We start from the raw sequence: 19,823 nt of genomic DNA on the forward strand, positions 1-19,823 counted from the left end.
CTGAGAGGAAACAACGATGAGTGGGTCCCCTGCCAAGCGTGCCGCTGGCGTAACCGATTCCGACGCCGAGCAGCTCGCTGCCCTCGGCTACAGCTCCAACTTCGAACGCAGCATGAGCCTGTGGGAGAACTTCTCCCTCGGCTTCACCTATCTGTCGCCCGTGGTCGGCGTGTACACCCTGTTCGGCCTGTGCCTGGCCGCCGGCGGTCCGCCGATGTTCTGGACCTACCTGCTGATCGGCCTCGGCCAGATGCTGGTGTGCCTGGTGTTCTGCGAAGTGGTCTCGCAGTTCCCGATTTCCGGTGGCGTCTATCCCTGGGCACGCCGCCTGGTCGGCAAGCGCTGGGCGTGGATGGTCGGCTGGGTCTACGCCTGGGCGCTGTGCACTTCCATCGCCGGCATCGCCGTGGGCGCCGCGCCGTACATGGCGGTCATGCTCGGCTTCGAGATGCACGGCAACGCCGCCATCGGCATCGCCCTGGGCCTGATCGCCCTGTCCACCGTGCTCAACCTCAGCGGCACCAAGCTGCTCGCCCGCGTCGCCATGTTCGGCTTCCTCTGCGAGCTGGTCGGCGCCCTGCTGGTCGGCGGCTACCTGCTGATCTTCGAGCGCCACCAGCCGTTCTCGGTGCTGTTCAACACCTTCGACATCAAGATCGACGGCTCCTACTGGCCGGCCTTCCTCGCCGCTTCCCTGGCGGGCCTGTTCCAGTACTACGGCTTCGAAGCCTGCGGCGACGTCGCCGAGGAAACCCCGAACCCGGGCAAGATGATCCCGAAAACCATGCGCATGACCATCTACATCGGTGGTGCCGCGGCGATGTTCGCCTGCCTCGCGCTGATCCTCTCGGTGCCGGACATCCAGCGGGTGATCCACGGCGAGGACACCGACCCGGTGACCACCATCCTGGCCAACGCCTTCGGCCCGGTCGGCTCGCGCCTGGTGATGGCAGTGGTCATGGTTTCCTTCGTCTCCTGCGTGCTCAGCCTGCAAGCCGCCGCCAGCCGCCTGCTGTTCGCCTATGCGCGTGACGAGATGATCGTCGGCAGCAAGCAGCTCTCGCGCCTCAACGCCAACCACGTGCCGGCCGTCGCGCTGGTCGTCGCCGGCGTGATGCCCGCCGCCATCGTCTGCCTGGGCCTGTTCATGGCCGACGCCGTGGCCACCATCGTCGGCTTCGCCGCCATCGGCATCTACGTGTCGTTCCAGCTGATCGTGATCGCCGCGCTGATCGCCCGCGCCAAGGGCTGGTCGCCCAGCGGCCAGTTCAGCCTGGGCAAGTGGGGCGTGCCGGTGAACGTCGCCGCGCTGGTCTACGGTGTCGCCGCGATCGTCAACATGGTCTGGCCGCGCACCCCGGACGCGCCCTGGTACATGAACTACTCGATGATCCTCACCACCGCCGTGGTGCTGGGCGCCGGGCTGTTCTACATGTTGCTGGCCAAGCCCTACGACAAGGGCACCGCGCCAGCTGGCGACGCCCACCGGATTTCCGGCCGCCAACGATCCGGGCGCGCTACGGGCGCGCTTTCCGAACCGGTTTGATCGCAACCCTGACGCAATTCGGGCCATACGCCTGAGGGGCTGCGTCAGGCAGCGGCGCGAGAACTCTCCCGCGCCACTGCCAAGTGGTTTGCGAACGGGCCTGCCATCCCCGATTGGCAGGCCCGTTTTTTATTCCAGGTTAAATGCCGCACCTGTAGGCGCGAGGGGGACGCCCAGTCCCTGCTCGCGAACCGCCCAGCAAAGGAGTCGCCGGGAAGTCCGTTCGCGAGCAAGCTCGCTCCTACGAAAAAACGTCCGCCACGCCACTCAGGCGATCACTTCACCAGGCGCGCATCCAGGCTGTTCTGCGCAAGGCGCTTGGCCTGGGCTTCGGTCATGCCCAGGTGCTCGCGCATGGCCTGGAAATTCTCGTTGACGTAGCCGCCGAAGTAGGCCGGATCGTCCGAGTTGACCGTCACCTTCACCCCGCGCTCGAGCATCTGCAGGATGTTGTGGTCGCGCATGTGGTCGAACACGCGGAGCTTGATGTTGGACAGCGGGCAGACGGTCAGCGGGATCTGCTCGTCGATGATGCGCTGCATCAGGCGCTCGTCCTCGATGGCGCGCACGCCGTGGTCGATGCGCTCGATCTTGAGCAGGTCCAGGGCCTCCCAGATGTACTCCGGCGGGCCTTCCTCGCCGGCGTGGGCGACGGTCAGGAAGCCCTCGGCACGAGCACGGTCGAACACACGCTGGAACTTGCTCGGCGGATGGCCGACTTCGGAGCTGTCGAGGCCGACGGCGACGAAGGCGTCGCGGAAGGGCATGGCCTGCTCCAGGGTCTTGAAGGCTTCTTCCTCGGACAGGTGACGGAGGAAGCTGAGGATCAGGCCGTAGCCGATACCCAGCTGCTTCTCGCCGTCCTTGAGCGCGCCCTGGATGCCGCGCAGCACTACTTCGAAGGGAATGCCACGGTCGGTGTGGGTCTGCGGGTCGAAGAAGGGCTCGACGTGGATGACGTTCTGTTCCTTGCACTTCTGCAGGTACGCCCAGGTCAGGTCGTAGAAGTCCTGCTCGGTGCGCAGCACGTCGGCGCCGGCGTAGTAGAGGTCGAGGAACTCCTGCAGGTTGTTGAAGGCGTAGGCCTTGCGCAGGGTCTCGACGTCGCCCCAGGGCAACGCCACCTTGTTGCGCTCGGCCAGGGCGAACAGCAGTTCGGGCTCCAGGGTGCCTTCCAGGTGCAGGTGCAGTTCGGCCTTGGGCAGGGCATTGAGCCAATCGGACATGGTGCGATCTCGTTATCAGGCAATCGTAGGAATTATCGCACGTCCGGACCTCTCCCGTAGGAGCGGCCCATGGCCGCGAATCGCGCGCATGGCGCGCTCCTACATTTCAACCCTCCGGTAGGCGTAGGTCGCGGCGAAGCGCGAGGTCAGCCACTCGCCGCAGGTAGTCGGCGGGTACTTCGGCGGGTTGTCCGCGTCGAAGCAGCCGGGCAGGCACTCGATGGGCGTGTCCATGTGCGGCTCGGCGAAGAACGGCATCGAGTAGCGGTCCACACCCTGCGGGCTGATTACCCGGTGCGGGGTGGAGCGATAACGGTCGTTGCTCCAGCGCGCCATCATGTCGCCGATGTTGACCACGAAGCTGCCCTCGATAGGCGGCGCGTCTATCCACTGGCCCTGGCGGTTCTGCACCTGCAGGCCGCCGGCATCGTCCTGGTAGAGCAGGGTCACGCAGCCGTAGTCGGTGTGCGCGCCGGCGCCGGGCTGGTCGGCACTCTGCCGCGCGGCAGCCGGCGGGTAATGGATCATGCGGAACACGCTGACCGGCTGGACGAAGCGGCGGTCGAAGAAGTCGCGCTCGATGCCCAGGGCGATGGCCAGTGCGCGCAGCACGGTCTTGGCCAGCTCCTGCATGTCGGCGTAGTGCGCTTCCAGCAGCGCCTCCCAGCCGGGCATGTCCGGGTGGCGGTTGGGCCCGTAGAAGGACTTGCCGGCGAGCACGTCGGGGTGCGACGCGGGCAGGTTCAGGGCCATGTCGAAGGTTTCCTTGAAGTCGCTGGGCAGCTCGGGATCGAGCTGCTCCGTGGCGATGGCCCCGTAGCCGCGGTGGTTGCGGCTCTGGGTGATGTCGATCTTCAGCTTCTCGGCCGCCGGCTGGGCGAAGAAGGTCTTCGCCGCCTGCAGCAGGTCGGCGAAGCGCTTCGCCGCGATCGGGTGGCCGGTGATGTAGAAGAAACCCCACTCGCGGCAGGCGCTGTCGATCTGCCGGGCCACGGCGGGCCAGGCGGACTCGTCGCGGCCGTAGAGCGGGGCGATGTCGATGATGGGTAGGCGGTCCATGGGTCGGTCTCGTGCAAAACCTGCTTTTCTCGTAGGAGCGGATCTCATCCGCGAATCGCGCCGGATTCTCCGGCTATCGCGGACAAGGTCCGCTCCTACAGGGGGAAGGTGCAGTGGTTACTTCGGCAGCTCGGCCTTGATGCCCTGCACGTAGTAGTCCATCGCCGCGAGGTCGGCGTTGCTGGCCACGGCGCCGGCGGGGATGCGCTCCTTGCCGCCCTGGTCCTTGATCGGGCCGGTGAACGGGTGGAAGGCGCCGCTCTTGATGTCGGCGATCATCTTGCTCGCCTCGGCCTGCACGTCGGCCGGCAGCACGTCCTTGTTCAGCGGCAGGACGATGGTGTCCTCGGCCAGGCCGCCCCAGAAGTCCTGCGGCTTCCAGGTGCCGTCCATGACCGCCTGGGTGGTCTTGATGTAGTGCGGGCCCCAGTCGTTGACGATGGAGGTCAGCACGGTCTTCGGCCCGAAGTGCTGCATGTCCGAGGCGTAGCCCACCGCGTAGACGCCACGGCGCTCGGCGGCCTGGATCGGCGCCGGGCTGTCGGTGTGCTGGAAGACCACGTCGACGCCCTGGTCGATCAGCGCGTTGGCCGCGTCGGCTTCCTTGCCCGGGTCGAACCAGGTGCTCACCCACATCACCTTCAGCTCGGCCTGCGGGTCGTACTTGTCCAGCGCGAGCTGAATGGCGTTGATGTCGCGGATCACCTCGGGGATCGGGAAGGAGGCGATGTAGCCGATCTTGTGGGTCTTGGTCATCTTCGCCGCCAGGTAGCCGCCGACGTAGCGGCCCTCATAGGAGCGCGACAGGTAGGTGCCGAGGTTCTTGTCCTGCTTGTAGCCGGTGGCGTGCTCGAAGACCACCTTGGGGAACTGCTTGGCAACCTTGGCGGTGGGGTTCATGAAGCCGAAGGAGGTGGAGAAGATCAGGTCGTAGTGGTCCTTGGCCAGGTTGCGGATGACCCGCTCGGCGTCGGCGCCCTCGGCAACGTTCTCGACGAAGGTGGTCTGCACCTTGTCGCCGAAGTGCTCGGCCAGCTCGCGGCGTCCCATCTCGTGCTGGTAGGTCCAGCCGTGGTCGCCGACCGGGCCGACGTAGACGAAGCCGACTTTCAGCGGTTCGGCCACCGCCGCGCCAACGCCGGCGCCAAGGCCCATGGCCAGAACCAGGCCACGCAGCAGGGTGTTCAGGGTCTTGTTCTTCATGATGCGGGGACGCTCCTGTCGATGCAGTGTCGAGAACGGAGGACGGGCTGCCCTCCGGGCGAAGCGCCCGATGCAATAACCTGACCAGGTGGACAAGTGCCGCGCGCCAGGCGCCCGCCGCGCTTTTCGAAGACATGGCGCGGCTTGCGTTGGTGCAGCCGTGCCACCTGCTGGTGCGCGGTGGGCAAGGCCCCGGGGTTTGCCTAAGATGGGCGCCTTGTCCACCGGAACGGATATCCCCCGGCATGTTGCGCCTGCTCAAAGACGAAAAATTCCTCCTCCTCGCCGCGCTCCTCGCGCTGGTGGTCTACCCCCTGGAACACAGCCTGCTGGAAGGCGGCAAGACGCTCGCCGGGGTGGTCGCGGTGGTCCTGCTGGCCTCGATCGTCAGCGTCTCGCTGCGCGTCGCGCACCACGCCGAGATCCTCGCCGAGAAGGTCGGCGAGCCTTACGGCACCATGATCCTGACCCTCGCCGCAGTGCTGGTGGAGGTGGTCATCCTGGCGATCATGATGGGCCACAACCATTCGCCGACCCTGGCCCGCGACACCATCTACGCGGCGGTGATGCTGGACATGAACGGCATCCTCGGCCTGGCCGCGCTGCTCGGCGGCCTGAAGTACGGCGAGCAGTCGTACAACGACGACTCGGGCAAGACCTACGTGACCATGATCCTCACCGCAGTGGGTGTCTCCATGGTGGTACCCGAGCTGATCCCGGCGGCGCAGTGGAAGCTCTACTCGTTCTTCACCATCGGCTGCATGGTGATGCTCTACGCGCTCTTCCTGCGCATGCAGACCGGCCAGCACAGCTACTTCTTCAGCTACAACTACGCCGCCCACGGCGAGGGGCACGACGGCCACGAGGCGCACGGCAGCGTGCGCCAGTCGATGGGCCTGCTGGTGGTCGGCGTGGTGTTGATCGGCGCGCTCGCCGAGGTGATGTCGAAAGCCCTGGACGTCAGCCTGGAAGGCAGCGGCGTACCGCCGATCGTGCCGGCGCTGCTGGTGGCAGCGATCTCCGCCAGCCCGGAAATCCTCACCGCGCTGCGCGCCGCGCTGGCCAACCGCATGCAGCCGGTGGTCAACATCGCCCTGGGCGCCTCGCTGTCCACGGTGATCCTCACGGTGCCGGTGATCGAGGCGCTGGCGCTGTTCCGCGACCAGCCGATCCAGATGGCCATGACCCCGCTGCAGACCGGCATGATGTTCATCACCCTGATCGTCGCCGGGCTCAACCTGCACGACGGCAAGACCAACGCCATCGAGGGCATGACCCACTTCGTGCTCTTCGCGACCTTCCTGATGCTCTCGCTCATGGGATTGTGAACATGCTGAAGATCTACCTGGCCGGCCCCGACGTGTTCCGCCCCGACGCCGCCGAATACGGCCCGCGGCTCAAGGCGCTGTGCGCCGAGTACGGCTTCGAGGGGTTGTTTCCGCTCGACGTGCAGGTGCCGGAGGAAATCACCGACCCGCACCAGCAGGCGATCTGGATCTACCGCGCCAACCTCAAGCTGCTCGACGCGGCCGACTGCGTGCTGGCCAACCTGGCGTCGTTCCGCGGCAGCGAGCCGGACAGCGGCACCTGCTTCGAGGTCGGCTACGCCGCCGCGCTGGGCAAGCCGCTGTACGGCTACATGCCCGACGCCAGCAGCTACCCCGAGCGCATGCGCCGCAAGTACCCGGAATGGCTCGGCACGGAGCCCGACCGCGACCGCGACGGCAACGTGCTGGAAGCCTTCGGCCTGCCGCTGAACCTGATGCTGGCGGTGCCCACCCAGATAGTCGCCGGCGGCCCGCGCGAGGCGCTGGAGCTGTTGAGCCAGGACCTCAAGCCGGCGCAGTAGAAGCGAGCTTGCTCCTACAAACGAAAAACGCGCCCGAAGGCGCGTTTTTCGTTTCCCGGCGCCGCGCTTCAGCGCAGCCCCTGGAGGTTGAAGCGGATGGTCCGGGTGGCCTGGCGTGCGGTGATCTGCCCGCCGCTCACCCGCGGTTCGAAGCGCCAGCGGCCCATGGCCTGGCGCACGGCGTCGTCGAAGACGCGCGGCGGCGAGGATTCCAGCACCTGGATGTCCTCGATGCGGCCATCGCTGGTCACGGTAAACAGCACCTTCACGTAGCCCTGGATGCTCCGGCGCTTGGCCATCGGCGGGTAGACCGGCGAATCCATGCGCAGCGGCTTGATGTCGCTGTCGTCGAGGCTGCCGGTGGGCAGGCCGGCCGGGCCTTGGGTGCCGGTCGGCGCGGCTTGGGCACCGGGCGTGCTCTCGCCGACCACAGGCGCAGCAGGCTTGGGCGCCGGCGCGGGCGGTGCCGGCTGGGCGGGCGCTTCCTGCACCGGTTCGGGCTGCGGCTTGGGTTTCGGCTTGGGCTTTGGCGACTTCTTCGGCACCGCCTTCTCCGGCGGCTTGGGCGCGGGCTTCGGCGGCTCCGGCTTGGGCGGCTCGACCACCGATGGCGGCGGCTCCGGCTGTACCTGCTGCGGCTCGGGTGCGGCGGCCGGCGGTTGCTGTTCCTGCTTGGCCGGCAGCTGCACGACGCTGACCTGCATGCTCGGCACCTCGCCGCGGCCAAGCTTCAGCTCGGCAGGCGACGGCGCCAGCCAGACCAGGCCGGCGACAATGCCCAGGTGCAAGGCGACGGCCATGCCGGAGGAGCGCCACCAGCGACCGTTCTGCGAGACCTCTTCGTTTTCCTCGACACCCTCCACGGGCGCCGCATAGGGAATCAGCACTTCTTCGGCGAGGTCGACCTCTTCGTCGCGTCGGGCCCCCGAGCAGTCCACCAGGTGCAGGTTGACTTCACCGCTGCGCTGCGCGCTGACGCATGGCAACGCGAGCCCCTCGTCCACGGCGGTGGACGACGGGTGATCGTCGAAGGACGCAGCTATAGCGGCGCCCGCCAACGAGCGTGAAGGGGATGGCGACATGGGGAGTGCCTGCGAAATGACTGGAATCTGATAATTATTATCATTCAGTATTTTCTGTAGGGCAACCTTGCACCTACTCCGGCGTCTGTAGGCAGGCCAGTAATCCCGCCTCCAGCGCGTCAGGATCGGCGTCGGTAGCGAAGATCAGTTCGATGCGGTTGTCCTTGCGCCAGGCGCTGGGCTGCCAGGCTTCATCGCCGCGCACCCGATTGCAGGACAGCCAGCCCTCCGCGCAATGCAGCACCGCCTTGGCCCGCACCAGATCGCCCAGCGACGCGAGCCAGTTATCCACAGCGTCACGATGGAAACGACAATCGCGATGCAGCCGCCAGCCCACGGCTGATCTGCCGTCCTCGACATGAACCTGCCGAATGGGCGCCTCTCGGGTCAGCAGGACCGGTATTTCGTTCATTGCCGCCGGTAGCTCCGCGGCAATCGCCGCATCAACAGCACGGCTCGGCAACGCCTGCAGCGGCACGTGGCCTTGCTCCGTCCAGCGCACCGCCACTTCCGGCAGACCGGCACGGATGCGCGCCTTGGTCGCATCGTCCAGCCCTTCGCTCTTGTTCAGCACCAGCAGTTCGGCATCGGCCAGCGCCTCGCTCTGGGCTTCGGGCAGCGCCTGGCCCGCCGCCAGCGCTTGGGCGTCGAGCACCAGCAGCAACGGCTGCGGCGCCAGCACGCCGCGCCAGGGCGCCTCGCCCAGTTGCCGTAGCAGGGTACGTGGATGGCCCAGCCCCGAGGGTTCGATGAACAGCCGTTGCGGCCGGGCCTTGCGCAGCAGGCGCGCCAGGCCGACCTTGAAGGGTGCGCCGTTGACGCAGCAGAGGCAGCCACCGGCGACTTCGCCGAGGGCCACGCCATCCGCATCGGTGGAGAGCAGCGCGGCATCCAGGCCAACCTGGCCGAATTCGTTGACCAGAACCGCCCAGCGTTCACCCTCCGGGCGCTGGCGCAGCAGGTCGCGGATCAGGCTGGTCTTGCCGGCGCCAAGTGGGCCGCCGATCACATGGGTAGGAATCTGTTCGAGCATCTGCCTATGGTGCGGCCTGACGGCGGCGGGGAAAAGCGCTAGAGTCGCCGCTTCGCAAATCGGACCCCCGCCCCATGCGTCTGCCGGCCTTCCTCCTGCTGTCCAGCCTCTCCCTCCTGCCCGCCCTGGCCCACGCCGAAGCCTGCGTGGTGCACAGTCGTGGCGACCGCCTCGATGTGAAGGTCTGCCAGCAGAACCGCAGCATCCCGGCGAAGCTGTTCCACGACGGTTTCTGCCAGCCGCAGCTGAAGGACCAGAAGGTCGAAGTCACCTATGCCGATAGCTGCCCGAGCGGCGCGTTCGGTGTGTGCAGCAACGCCCAGGTGCCGAATTCGCCCTATCGCCAGGACATCCACTACTACGGCGTGGCCAGCGACGCGCGCTTCCTCCAGCCGTTCTGCGAAAGCCAGAGCAACGGCCAGTGGCAGTCTGGAAAATGACCGTCACGTCACTGTCATCCTGAACTGCTCTACTGCTCGCGGGTACCTCACACCCACTGGCACCCCACGCCAGCAAAGATCTTGGTGATAGGGCCGCCAGCCACTGGCGGCCCATTTTTTTGTCCTTCAGGCTTCCACCGTCCAGGCTTCGAACGGATCGGCCAGGCGCACCCAGGCGCGCGGCCCGGCGGCAAACTCCGCATCGTCCAGCAGACAGGCATCGAGTTCGGCATGCAGGCGCGCGAAGTCGATGCCCTGGCCGATGAACACCAGTTCCTGCCGGCAATCCCCCGTATCCGCCTGCCAGTGCCGCAGCACCTGCTGCAGCGCCTGCGTGTCCTCCGGCCAGCGCGACTGCGGGACGAAACGCCACCAGCGCCCAGCCAAGCCATGGCGCATCAGCCCACCGGCCTGCGACCAGCTGCCCGCCTCGCGGTGACGGCTGGCGAGCCAGAAGAAGCCCTTGGAGCGCAGCAGCCGGCCATTCTCCCAGGTGCGTGCAAGGAAGTCGTGGAAGCGCTGCGGATGGAACGGCCGGCGCGCACGGTACGCGCTGGAGGCGATGCCGTACTCCTCGGTTTCCGGGACGTGCTCGCCGCGCAGCTCCTTGAGCCAACCCGGCGCCTGGGCCGCACGCTCGAAATCGAAGCGCCTGGTGTCGAGGATCCATTCCAGCGGCACCTGGCCCATCAGCATCGGCTGGATGTCCGCCTCGGGGTTGAGCCGGCGCAGGATCGCCAGCAGCTCCTCGCGTTCATCGGTGGAGATCAGGTCGATCTTGCTGACCAGGATGACGTCGGCGAACTCCACCTGCTCGATCAGCAGGTCGGCGATCGAACGTTGATCCTCTTCGCCCAGGCTTTCGCCGCGGCTGGCCAGGCTGTCGGCTTCATGGAAGTCGCGCAGGAAATTCAGACCGTCGACCACCGTGACCATGGTGTCGAGCCGCGCCAGGTCGGACAGGCTGCGGCCCTGCTCGTCACGGAAGGTGAAGGTCTCGGCCACCGGCAGCGGCTCGGAGATGCCGGTGGACTCGATCAGCAGGTAGTCGAAGCGGCCTTCGCCAGCCAGGCGCGCCACCTCTTCCAGCAGGTCCTCGCGCAGGGTGCAGCAGATGCAGCCGTTGCTCATCTCTACCAGTTTCTCTTCGGCGCGGTTGAGGCTGACGTCGCGCTGCACCTCGGCGCCGTCGATGTTGATTTCGCTCATGTCGTTGACGATCACCGCCACGCGGCGGTTCTCGCGGTTCTTCAGCACCTGGTTGAGCAAGGTGCTCTTGCCGGCGCCGAGGAAGCCGGACAGGACGGTGACGGGGAGGCGTTGCTTTACGGTCGGTTCTTTCATGGGAAGGCACGGGTCAGGTTCAAGACGAAGCACATTGTTATAATATAACATTTCTCTTCGAACAATCCGCTTCCCCACCGACGGACGCCGTGCCATAGATAGCGCCCCTGCCGCAGAGCCCACCGATGAAAGCCGCCCTTCTCACCTGCAGCCTTCTGCTAGCTGCCCCGCTGGCACACGCCGAAGGCACCGCGCCGCTGCCCTTCCCCGGCATGGCGACGGCCGCCTGCGCCTGGCTGGCCAACGTGCTCGCGTGCATGGAAAGGGACGGCAGTCATTACAGCGTCGCCACACTGGGCCACGACACCTACCTGCGCGGCTTCGACGCGAGCAGCGGCCTGGACTGGGCGCAGACCGGCACGCGCTACGGAAAGGTCACCTTCTTCAGCGGCGTATCGAGCGACGGCCAGGTGTGGATCGGCTCCAGCCGCGGCATCGGCTGGACCAGCATCAGCCGCCTCAGCAGTTCCAGCGGCGGCCAGGCGAAGCTCAGCTGCGGCCGGGTCAGCGGCTGCAGCCAGCAGGTGCGCTAGCCCGCGAACGCTTTACCCCAGTCCCGCCAGCAGGCTTCCTTGCGGCGGGCGCTGGCGGAAATAGCGGTGCAGGCCATCGAAGATCGCCTCGGCCAGTAGCTGCTGGTGCCGCGCGTCGAGCAACCGTCGGCAGTCCGCGTCGTTGGAGATGAAGCCGGTCTCGACCAGGATCGACGGGATATCCGGCGACTTGAGCACGGCGAAGCCGGCCTGGTCGACGCGCTCCTGGTGCAGTCGGGTGATGTCGCCGAGACTGCGCAGCACGCTGTGGCCGAGGTCCAGGCTGGAGGCGATGGTGGCGTTGATCGACATGTCGAGGATCACCCCGGCCAGCACCGGGTCCTTGCCCTTGAGCGGCAGGTTGCTGGATGCGCCTATCAGATCGGCGCCGTTCTCGCGCTCGGCCATGAAGCGCGCCAGGGTCGAGGTGGCGCCGTGTTCGGAGAGGGCGAACACCGAAGCGCCGGAAGCCGTGCGCCGGGGCGCGGCGTCGGCATGCACCGAGACGAACATGTCGGCATTGCAGCGCCGCGCCACTTCCACGCGCTGGCGCAGCGGGATGAACACATCGACGTTGCGCACCAACCGCGCCCTGAAGCCGGGCTGACGCTCAATCCGCCTGGCCAGGTTCTGTGCGATCAGCAGCGCCACGTCTTTCTCCCTTTCGCCGCGCGAGCCGAGCGCACCCGGGTCCTTGCCGCCGTGGCCGGCATCGACCACCACCACGATGTCGCGGCCCTTGCCGGCAGCTCTCGTCGAGCTGACCGGTGCTTCGACCAGGCGCCTCTGCAGACGCAGGTCGAGCACCAGGCGATGGCCCTTGCCGCCTTCCGGGGCGAGAGCGAAGGCATTGAGGTCCACCGGCTCGGCGAGGTCGAGGACCAGCCGCAAGCCATCGCCCAGGCGTCCGCTGCGGATGTCGCGTAGCGGGCCCGAGGGCAGCGCCAGCCGACCCAGGTCGGCGCTCGGCCGAGCGCCATCGAGATCGATGACCAGCCGCTCCGGCGCGGACAGCTGGAAGGTGCGGAAGTGGAAGGGACCGTCCAGGTCGAGGACCAGGCGCAAGCCGTCGGCCGAATGGAAGGCACGGGCGTCGAGCAGGCGGACGCCCGCGAAGGCGTCCAGGGCGGGTAGCCAGGCGGCGCTGGCGAGCAGGCTCTGCAGCAGGCGGCGTCGATTCATGGTGGAGGTGGTTGCAGGAAGGATCGGGAAGCAATACGTTATATTATAACATTCACTATCACCAGCCATTCCCATGACCGCCTTCCTCCCGGATATCGCCACCCAGGCCGCGCCCGCCCAGCTCGCGCTCGACTGGGTCGGCATGCAGGGCATCGCCCTGCCCCTGCGCCTGCACGGCGAACGCCTGAGCGCGCTGGCCGACGCCGGCGTCAGCCTCGACGACAGCAACGCGCGCGGCATCCATATGTCGCGCCTGTACCTGGCGCTGGCCCGCCTCGAACGCCATGAGCTCACCCCAGCCCTGCTGCGCGCAGTCCTCGACGACTTCCTCGCCAGCCACGTCGGTCTGTCACGCCGCGCCAGTCTGCGCCTGGCCTTCGACCTGCTGCTCGAACGCGCGGCGCTGGTCAGCCCGTTGCAGGGCTGGAAGGCGTATCCCTGCGAAGTCCGGGCACAACTCGACGAGCAGGGCCAGCGCCTCGAACTGCAGCTGCGCCTGCCCTACTCCTCCACCTGCCCCTGCTCGGCGGCCCTGGCGCGTCAGCTGATCCAGCAGCGCTTCGCCGCCGACTTCGCCGAACGCACGCCGAGCCGCGAGGCCGTGCACGCGTGGCTCGGCAGCAGCGCCGGGATAGTCGCCACGCCGCACAGCCAGCGCAGCTTCGCCGAGCTGCGGATCGAACTGCGCGACGACCTCGAACAGCTGCCCCTGAAGGTACTGATCGACCTCGCCGAAGCCAGCCTTGGCACTGCCGTGCAGACCGCCGTGAAGCGCGCCGACGAACAAGCCTTCGCCCTCGCCAACGGGCAGAACCCGATGTTCTGCGAAGACGCCGCACGGCGCCTGCACCTGGCCCTCGCCGGGCACGCGGACGTGCGCGCCTTCTCGCTGCAGGTGGTGCACGCCGAAAGTCTCCACGCCCATGACGCCGTGGCCCGCAGCCGGTGGCGCCGGGAGGTCGCATGATCCATTGCCAGTCCCTGCAGTGGGGGCCGCCGCGCCTGCCGCTGACACCGCCGTTGAACCTCGACCTCGCCCCCGGCAGCCTGACCGCCGTGATCGGCGCCAACGGCTGCGGCAAGAGCAGCCTGCTGAAGGTCCTCGCCGGGCTGCAGAAGCCCCTGGCCGGGCGCGTGCGCGTCGAGCTGCGCACCCGCGAGATCGGCTACCTGGTGCAGCAGCAGGCGCTCGACCGACAGTTTCCGATCAGCCTCGGCGAACTGGTCGGTGCCGGCTTCTGGAACAGCCGCCTGCCCACTGCCGCGCGCCGCGAAAAACTCCGCGAAGCCCTCGCCGAATGGCACCTCGAAGGCCTGGAACAGCGCCCGCTGGCGGCGCTTTCCGGCGGCCAGCTGCAGCGCGCCCTGCTCGCTCGCCTGAGCCTGATGGACTGCCCCCTGCTGCTGCTCGACGAGCCCGACGCCTGCCTCGACGAAGCCGGGCAGGCGCTGCTCTGGCAACGCATCGCCGCCTGGCAGGAGGAAGGCCGCACGCTGCTGCTGGTCTGCCACGACCTGGCGCGGGTGCGCGAGCACGTGCCTGACTGCCTGCGCATCGCCGCCGAGGGCTGCCGCCACGGCAGCAGCCAAAAGTTGATCGCCCGGCGCGACCTGGCCTGGGTGGCGTGATGATCCTGCACGCGCTCTGGCAGCCCTTCTGCGAATTCGCCTTCATGCGCCGCGCCCTCTTCGGTGGCGTGGCCCTGGCCCTGAGCGCCGCGCCGCTCGGGGTGTTCCTCATCCTGCGGCGCATGAGCCTGATCGGCGACGCCATCGCTCACGGCATCCTCCCCGGCGCCGCCGTCGGCTTCTGGCTGGCCGGGCTGTCGCTGCCGGCGCTGACCCTCGGCGGCCTCGGCGCCGGCCTCGCGGTAGCCGGGCTGGCCGCCTGGGTGACGCGCCACACCGGGCTGCGCGAGGACGCCAGCCTGGCCGCCGTCTACCCGATCTCGCTGGCCAGCGGCGTGCTCCTGCTCGGCCTCGCCGGCAAGCGCCTGAACCTGCTGGAAGTGCTGTTCGGCTCGGCCCTGGCGGTGGACCGCACGACCCTGCTGGGGATGCTCGGCGTCGCCGCACTCAGCCTGCTGCTGCTCGCGGTCATCTACCGCAGCCTGCTGCTGGACAGCCTCGACCCGCTGTTCCTGCGCAGCGTCAGCCGCCTTGGGCCATTCGCCCACGGCCTGTTCCTCGGCCTGGTGGTGCTCAACCTGGTCATCGGCTTCCAGGCCCTGGGCGCACTGATGATGGTCGGCCTGATGATGCTGCCGGCCGCTGCCGCCCGCTTCTGGAGCCGCCGCCTGCCGCTGCTGCTGGCGCTCGCCGCCGGCTTCGGCGCGCTCTCGGTGTGGCTCGGCCTGGCGGCGTCCTACGCCTGGTCGCTGCCCAGCGGGCCGGCCATCGTCCTCTGCGCCGGCCTGTTCTACCTGTTCTCGGTGTTCCTCGGCCCGGTGCACGGCCTGTTGCGCCGCGGCCTGCTGCCCATTCCGCAATGACATCCCTATCGAGGAGTTTCCCCATGCGTGCCCTGCTGCTCCTGTTCGCCTTCTGCCTGCCCCTGTCGCTGTCCGCCGCCGAACGGCTGAAGGTGGTGACCAGCTTCAGCATCCTCGCCGACATGACCCGCGCGGTCGGCGGCGAACATATCCAGGTCAGCAACCTGGTCGGTCCCGACAGCGACGCGCATACCTACGAGACCACCCCGGACGACGCCCGTGCGGTACGCCAGGCCGGCCTAATCGTGGAGAACGGCCTGGGCTTCGAGCCCTGGCTCGACCGCCTGGTAAAGAGCACCGAGACGCGCGCGAAGGTGATCCAGGCCAGCCACGGCGTAATCCCGCGCAGCCTGGAGGAAGACGGCCAGACCATTCCCGACCCGCACGCCTGGAACAACCTGGCCAACGCCGACATCTATGTCGGCAACATCGCCAAGGCCCTGGCCCAGGTCGACCCGGCCAACGCCGCCGATTACCAGCGCAACGCCGCGGCCTACTTGAAGCAGGCCCACGAACTGCTCGCCTACGCCAAGGGCAAGCTCGGCAACCTGCCGGCCGACCGCCGCAGCCTGGTGACTTCGCATGACGCCTTCGGCTACCTCGGCCAGGCCTACGGCCTGACGCTGCTGGCGCCACAGGGCCTGTCCACCGAGCGCGAGGCCTCGGCCAGCGACGTTGCTGCGCTGGTGCGGCAGATCCGCGAGCAACACATCCGCGCGGTCTTCGTCGAGAACATCAAGGACCCGCGGCTGATGCAGCAGATCGCCGAGGAAAGCGGCGCGGCCATCGGCGGCACCCTGCACTCCGACGCCCTCGCCAGCGACGGCCCGGCCAGCACCTACCTGGGGCTGTACCGCGACAACGTCGACACCCTCTACCGGGCGCTGGCCGGCAAGCCCTAGAGCACCAGGCTCAGGCGCAGGCGGTCGCGGCAGGGAATGCCGTTCTCGACGATGGGCTCGGGGTAGTTGAGCGTGAAGTAATCGGGTTCCACCGCGCAGATGCGAAAGCCCATGCGCTGGTAGAGCCCGAGCTGCGCCAGGCTGGAGTTGCCGGTCGCGATGTCCAGGCGCAGCGCACCGGCGGCACGCGCGGCGTCGATGGCTGCGGCCAGCAGGCGCTTGCCCAGGCCCTTGCCCTGCCAGGCCTCGTCGACCGCAAGGTTGGTGATTTCTAGCACGCCCCAGCTCACCGGCGTCAGCGCCAGCACGCCGCGCACCGCATCGCCCTCGCACAGCGCCAGCAGGCGCGAGTTCGCCAGGTAGCGCTCGACCTGCTCGCGGCTGGGATCGGCGAGCAGCAGCAGGGCCCAGGGCGCCTGGTCGAGGGGCAGTTCACGAAGTTCGAGGGCGGACACGCAAGGCTCCTGGCAACGCACGAAATGGCTGGTTAGAGTGGGCCATTCTGACAGACCCAAGTGAAGGAAGGTCACGTTGGGCATCTGGAAGCAACTGCATCGCCATGAAAAGGAATGGGCCATCGAGACGCTGCTGGTGCTGATCGGCACCGCCGTCGTCGCCCTGCTGTTCGCTGCCTTCCTGCTCATCATCGGGATCACCCGGCTGGTGGAGGCGCTGCGCACCCAGGACTCACCCTACCCCGGCATGAGCGACGCCCAGTTCAGCCGCTGCGTGGATATCTCCGAAAAGACCCTGCAAGCCCGCCTCATGGTCGAGCGCCTGGGAGCGAACCCGCCGCCGGGTACGGCCACCGACGCCGCACTGAATCGAGTCGAAGGCCTGGCAGCCAACTACGCGCAGAACTGCTCGGCCAAACGCTGGCAGGCGGCCTTCGATGCCGCGCGGGCCGAGGGCGTGCCGCCGGCATTGCGCGCGGAAGACTGGATAGAAATCGCCCGGCGTTGAGCCGGGCGCGGGAAATAGCGGCAACGCTGCTCAGACGTAGATATCGCCGCGGCTCCAGGGCACCTCGTGGCTGCCGTCCGCATGGGGCTTGCTGGCGAGAATCTGGTGCAGGTTCACCCAGCCCTTCTGGAAGCCATAGGCGCAACCGGCAAGGTAAAGACGCCAGATGCGCAGCGCCGTCTCCGGCACCAGGCTCGCGGCCTCGGCCAGTTTCGCCTCCAGGTTGGCGCTCCAGAACTCCAGGGTGCGCGCGTAATGCAGGCGCAGGCCCTCGACGTCGACCACCTCCAGCCCGGCCTCGCTCATCCGCGCCACCGCCAGCGACAGGTGCGGCAGTTCGCCGTGGGGGAAGACGTAGCGGCCAATGAAGTCGCCGGCGCCGCGGCCCACTGGACGCCCGTCGACGTGCTGCGAAGTGATGCCGTGGTTCATCACCAGCCCGCCCGGGCGCACGGCGTCGTACAGGTGCTGGAAGTAGATGCCCAGGTTGGCGTGGCCGACATGCTCGAACATGCCCACGCTGACCACCTTGTCGTAGCGGCCGTCGCGCGGCAGGTCGCGGTAGTCGCGCAGCTCCAGGTGAACCTTGTCTTCCAGCCCCTCAGCCTTGGTCCGTTCGCGGCCGAGCTTGAGCTGCTCCTCGCTGAGGGTGATGCCGTGCACCTGCGCGCCGAACTCGCGGGCCGCCAGACGTGCCAGGCCGCCCCAGCCGCAACCGACGTCGAGCAGCCTCTCGCCCGGCTTGAGCCGAAGCTTGCGACAGAGGTGGCGCAGCTTGGCGAGCTGGGCCGTGGCGAGGTCCTCGTGGCCGGTCTCGAAGTAGGCGCAGGAGTACACCATCTCCGGGTCCAGCCAGAGCTGGTAGAAGTCGTTGGACAGGTCGTAGTGATAGTGGATCGCTTCGGCGTCGGTAGCCTTGTCGTGGCTTTCGTGGACATAGTCGGTCGAGCCCTCGTCGCCACCCAGCGCCTCGCTGAGGGCATAGCCCATGGCGATCACTTCACTGATCGGCCCTTCGATGTCCATGCGTTTCTCGACGTAAGCGCGCCCGAGCACGTCGAGGCTCGGCTGGGCGATCTCGCTGAGCAGCGTCGGGTCGCGCACGATCAACGTCACCCGTGGCTCAGGGCCGAGGTCGAAGGCCTGGCTCTCGCCGATGCGGATACGCAGAGGCAATTGCAACGACAGCAACTCAGAGGGCAGATTGGCTTTCATGCAATCCTCCTGGCACATATAGAAAACTATAGATCGGAACCGCATAGCCTTCGTCTAGGGGCGTTCCGGGCAGTTTTCCATCGCGGTGGGCGGCAGGTGCGAACGAAGCGCTGGAAAAGCGTAGCAGGTGATTTTCATGCGTCTTTTGCCAACGTCGAAACAGAGCCTTGTCGAAATCGCAAAAGTCCGACGCACCTGGCGTAGCCACATTTCGTTAGACTGCCCAATCCCCGTGCTGTCCCATCGAATTCGCCTGTCGCCCAGGGGGGCTCCTTGAATACCCTCAGCCAGCCGCGTCCCGCGGTGCGCACCATTCTCGTCGGGCTGATGCTGGCGATCTTCCTCGGCGCCCTCGACCAGACCATAGTCGCGGTCTCGCTGCCGGCTATCTCCGCCGGTTTCGGCGACTTCGACCTGCTTGCCTGGGTGATCTCCGGCTACATGGTCGCGATGACCGTCTCCATGCCCATCTACGGCAAGCTCGGCGACCTCTACGGCCGCCGCCGGCTGATGCTCTTCGCCATCGCCTTGTTCACCATCGCCTCGCTGCTCTGCGGCCTGGCGCAGAGCATGGAACAGCTGGTGCTGGCGCGGGTGCTGCAGGGCGTTGGCGCCGGCGGGCTGATGTCGGTGAGCCAGGCGATCATCGGCGACATAGTCCCGCCGCGCGAACGCGGTCGCTACCAGGGCTACTTCAGCAGCATGTACGCGGTGGCTAGCATCGCTGGCCCGGTGCTGGGCGGGCTGCTAACCGAGTACCTGTCCTGGCGCTGGGTGTTCCTGATCAATCTGCCGGTGGGCCTGGTCGCCCTCAAGGTGTCGCGACGCACCCTCGTCGGCCTGCCGGTGCCGGGCCATCGGCCGCGCATCGACTACCTCGGCACCACGCTGATGATCGCCGGGCTCGGCAGCCTGCTGCTGGCAATCACCCAGGTCGGCCAGGGCGCGGACTGGCGCGATCCGCAGATGCTCGGGCTGTTCGCCGGGGCGCTGGTCCTGTTGGTGCTGTTCATTCTGCAAGAGCGGCGCTTCAGCGAGCCGCTGGTGCCCATGCACCTGTTCGCCATCCGCGCGGCCACCCTGAGCTGGCTGGTCGGCTTCTTCGCCAGCTTCCAGGTCATTTCGCTCTCGGTGCTGGTGCCGCTGCGCTTCCAGTCGGTAACCGGCGCCGGCGCCGACAGCGCCGCGCTGCACCTGCTGCCGCTGGCCATGGGTGTGCCGATCGGTGCCTATTGCTGCGGTCGCCTGACCGCCGTGATCGGCCGCTACAAGCCACAGATCCTTGCCGGCGCCCTGCTGCTGCCCTGCGCCGTCGCAGGGATGGCGCTGACGTCGCCGGGTGCGGCGCTGCCTTCCGCGGTGCTCATGCTGCTCTTCGGCATCGCCGCCGGTACTCAATTCCCAACGGCCCTGGTCGCCGCGCAGAGCGCGGTGGAGCAGCGCTACCTCGGGGTAGCCACCAGCAACGTCACGCTGTTCCGCTCACTCGGCGGCGCGGTGGGCGTCGCCCTGATGTCGGCGATTCTGCTGGCCATGCTGCAGCCCCTGGCAACAGGCGAAGGCCTGGGCCACGGCGTTGCGGTCAACGAGTTGCTGAGCAGCCTCGGCGGCCCTGGCCATGAGGACCGCCGGCAAGCACTGGGCGCGGTGTTCCGCGAGCTGTTCCTGGTCAACGCCGGAGTCGGCCTGCTGGCCCTGTTCATCGCCCTCGGCCTGCCGAACAGCAAGCTGCGCGGCAAGGCCGATTGAGCGGG

Annotated in this window: 20 protein-coding genes; 11 read left to right on the top strand and 9 right to left on the bottom strand. The window is 67.7% G+C overall.

Annotated features, from left to right (window positions below):
- Positions 1-16: 16 nt before the first annotated feature.
- Positions 17-1,546, top strand: coding sequence for an APC family permease (locus ACA097_RS11360; RefSeq protein ID WP_371370164.1), 1,530 nt, complete (start codon positions 17-19; stop codon positions 1,544-1,546).
- 275 nt (positions 1,547-1,821) lie between these two features.
- Here the strand turns inward: ACA097_RS11360 and ACA097_RS11365 are convergent, their stop codons facing one another.
- The 3 genes from ACA097_RS11365 to ACA097_RS11375 all read right to left on the bottom strand — a co-directional run bounded on the left by ACA097_RS11365 (position 1,822) and on the right by ACA097_RS11375 (position 5,034).
- Positions 1,822-2,772 (bottom strand): adenosine deaminase, encoded by a 951-nt coding sequence (locus tag ACA097_RS11365; protein ID WP_043248345.1) that lies wholly within the window; start codon positions 2,770-2,772, stop codon positions 1,822-1,824.
- Between the two features lie 99 nt (positions 2,773-2,871).
- Positions 2,872-3,831: an isopenicillin N synthase family dioxygenase gene (locus ACA097_RS11370; RefSeq protein ID WP_371370165.1), complete on the bottom strand. Its 960-nt coding sequence runs from the start codon at positions 3,829-3,831 to the stop codon at positions 2,872-2,874.
- Positions 3,832-3,948: 117 nt separating this feature from the next.
- A complete protein-coding gene (locus ACA097_RS11375; RefSeq protein ID WP_371370166.1) occupies positions 3,949-5,034 on the bottom strand; it encodes a BMP family ABC transporter substrate-binding protein in 1,086 nt (361 codons plus the stop codon).
- A 245-nt stretch (positions 5,035-5,279) separates the two neighbouring features.
- Between ACA097_RS11375 and ACA097_RS11380 the strand changes: the two genes are divergently transcribed.
- Both ACA097_RS11380 and ACA097_RS11385 read left to right on the top strand, forming a co-directional pair.
- Entirely contained in the window at positions 5,280-6,362 is a 1,083-nt protein-coding gene (locus tag ACA097_RS11380; RefSeq protein WP_043248339.1) for a calcium:proton antiporter, read from the top strand.
- Positions 6,363-6,364: 2 nt separating this feature from the next.
- Positions 6,365-6,883, top strand: coding sequence for a nucleoside 2-deoxyribosyltransferase (locus ACA097_RS11385; protein WP_371370167.1), 519 nt, complete (start codon positions 6,365-6,367; stop codon positions 6,881-6,883).
- Between the two features lie 68 nt (positions 6,884-6,951).
- Here the strand turns inward: ACA097_RS11385 and ACA097_RS11390 are convergent, their stop codons facing one another.
- Positions 6,952-7,965, bottom strand: a complete 1,014-nt coding sequence (locus ACA097_RS11390; RefSeq protein WP_371370168.1) for an energy transducer TonB — start codon at positions 7,963-7,965, stop codon at positions 6,952-6,954.
- A 73-nt stretch (positions 7,966-8,038) separates the two neighbouring features.
- Positions 8,039-8,998, bottom strand: a complete 960-nt coding sequence (locus ACA097_RS11395) for a GTP-binding protein (RefSeq protein WP_371370169.1) — start codon at positions 8,996-8,998, stop codon at positions 8,039-8,041.
- Between the two features lie 74 nt (positions 8,999-9,072).
- On the opposite strand from ACA097_RS11395, the gene ACA097_RS11400 reads away from it, so the two are divergent.
- On the top strand, positions 9,073-9,438 hold the full coding sequence (locus tag ACA097_RS11400) for an NADH:ubiquinone oxidoreductase (protein ID WP_371370170.1): 366 nt from the start codon (positions 9,073-9,075) through the stop codon (positions 9,436-9,438).
- 126 nt (positions 9,439-9,564) lie between these two features.
- Here the strand turns inward: ACA097_RS11400 and zigA are convergent, their stop codons facing one another.
- Positions 9,565-10,782, bottom strand: a complete 1,218-nt coding sequence (zigA, locus tag ACA097_RS11405) for a zinc metallochaperone GTPase ZigA (protein WP_371370171.1) — start codon at positions 10,780-10,782, stop codon at positions 9,565-9,567.
- A gap of 125 nt (positions 10,783-10,907) precedes the next feature.
- Between zigA and ACA097_RS11410 the strand changes: the two genes are divergently transcribed.
- Positions 10,908-11,315, top strand: coding sequence for a hypothetical protein (locus ACA097_RS11410; RefSeq protein ID WP_371370172.1), 408 nt, complete (start codon positions 10,908-10,910; stop codon positions 11,313-11,315).
- Between the two features lie 12 nt (positions 11,316-11,327).
- On the opposite strand, the gene ACA097_RS11415 is transcribed toward ACA097_RS11410, so the two are convergent.
- Positions 11,328-12,497 (bottom strand): N-acetylmuramoyl-L-alanine amidase, encoded by a 1,170-nt coding sequence (locus ACA097_RS11415; protein WP_371370173.1) that lies wholly within the window; start codon positions 12,495-12,497, stop codon positions 11,328-11,330.
- A gap of 73 nt (positions 12,498-12,570) precedes the next feature.
- Between ACA097_RS11415 and folE2 the strand changes: the two genes are divergently transcribed.
- Genes folE2 through ACA097_RS11435 form a run of 4 tightly spaced genes read left to right on the top strand, consistent with a single transcriptional unit; the run spans position 12,571 to position 15,891 of the window.
- The gene (gene folE2 / locus ACA097_RS11420) at positions 12,571-13,464 is read left to right on the top strand and encodes a GTP cyclohydrolase FolE2 (RefSeq protein ID WP_371370174.1); all 894 of its coding nucleotides are present in this window, start codon (positions 12,571-12,573) and stop codon (positions 13,462-13,464) included.
- On the top strand, positions 13,461-14,126 hold the full coding sequence (locus tag ACA097_RS11425; protein ID WP_043248321.1) for a metal ABC transporter ATP-binding protein: 666 nt from the start codon (positions 13,461-13,463) through the stop codon (positions 14,124-14,126). Before folE2 ends, ACA097_RS11425 begins: the two co-directional genes overlap by 4 nt.
- Positions 14,126-14,989, top strand: a complete 864-nt coding sequence (locus tag ACA097_RS11430) for a metal ABC transporter permease (RefSeq protein WP_371370175.1) — start codon at positions 14,126-14,128, stop codon at positions 14,987-14,989. The genes ACA097_RS11425 and ACA097_RS11430 overlap by 1 nt, the downstream gene beginning before the upstream one ends.
- A 23-nt stretch (positions 14,990-15,012) precedes the next feature.
- Positions 15,013-15,891 carry a metal ABC transporter substrate-binding protein gene (locus tag ACA097_RS11435; RefSeq protein WP_371370176.1) on the top strand — a complete coding sequence of 293 codons (879 nt, stop codon included), beginning with the start codon at positions 15,013-15,015 and terminating at the stop codon, positions 15,889-15,891.
- On the opposite strand, the gene ACA097_RS11440 is transcribed toward ACA097_RS11435, so the two are convergent.
- Positions 15,888-16,346, bottom strand: a complete 459-nt coding sequence (locus ACA097_RS11440) for a GNAT family N-acetyltransferase (protein WP_371370177.1) — start codon at positions 16,344-16,346, stop codon at positions 15,888-15,890. The two genes, ACA097_RS11435 and ACA097_RS11440, sit on opposite strands and share 4 nt — an antisense overlap.
- A 76-nt stretch (positions 16,347-16,422) precedes the next feature.
- Here ACA097_RS11440 and ACA097_RS11445 point away from each other — a divergent pair, with 76 nt between their 5' ends.
- Positions 16,423-16,854, top strand: coding sequence for a hypothetical protein (locus ACA097_RS11445; RefSeq protein ID WP_371370178.1), 432 nt, complete (start codon positions 16,423-16,425; stop codon positions 16,852-16,854).
- A gap of 30 nt (positions 16,855-16,884) precedes the next feature.
- Here ACA097_RS11445 and cfaB read toward each other — a convergent pair whose 3' ends face one another.
- Positions 16,885-18,069 carry a C17 cyclopropane fatty acid synthase CfaB gene (cfaB, locus tag ACA097_RS11450; RefSeq protein WP_371370179.1) on the bottom strand — a complete coding sequence of 395 codons (1,185 nt, stop codon included), beginning with the start codon at positions 18,067-18,069 and terminating at the stop codon, positions 16,885-16,887.
- A 273-nt stretch (positions 18,070-18,342) separates the two neighbouring features.
- Between cfaB and ACA097_RS11455 the strand changes: the two genes are divergently transcribed.
- Positions 18,343-19,818, top strand: a complete 1,476-nt coding sequence (locus ACA097_RS11455) for an MDR family MFS transporter (RefSeq protein WP_371370180.1) — start codon at positions 18,343-18,345, stop codon at positions 19,816-19,818.
- The last annotated feature ends 5 nt before the right edge of the window (positions 19,819-19,823 follow it).

It is taken from the genome of Pseudomonas sp. QL9 (assembly GCF_041409665.1).
GTDB lineage: Bacteria > Pseudomonadota > Gammaproteobacteria > Pseudomonadales > Pseudomonadaceae > Pseudomonas > Pseudomonas knackmussii.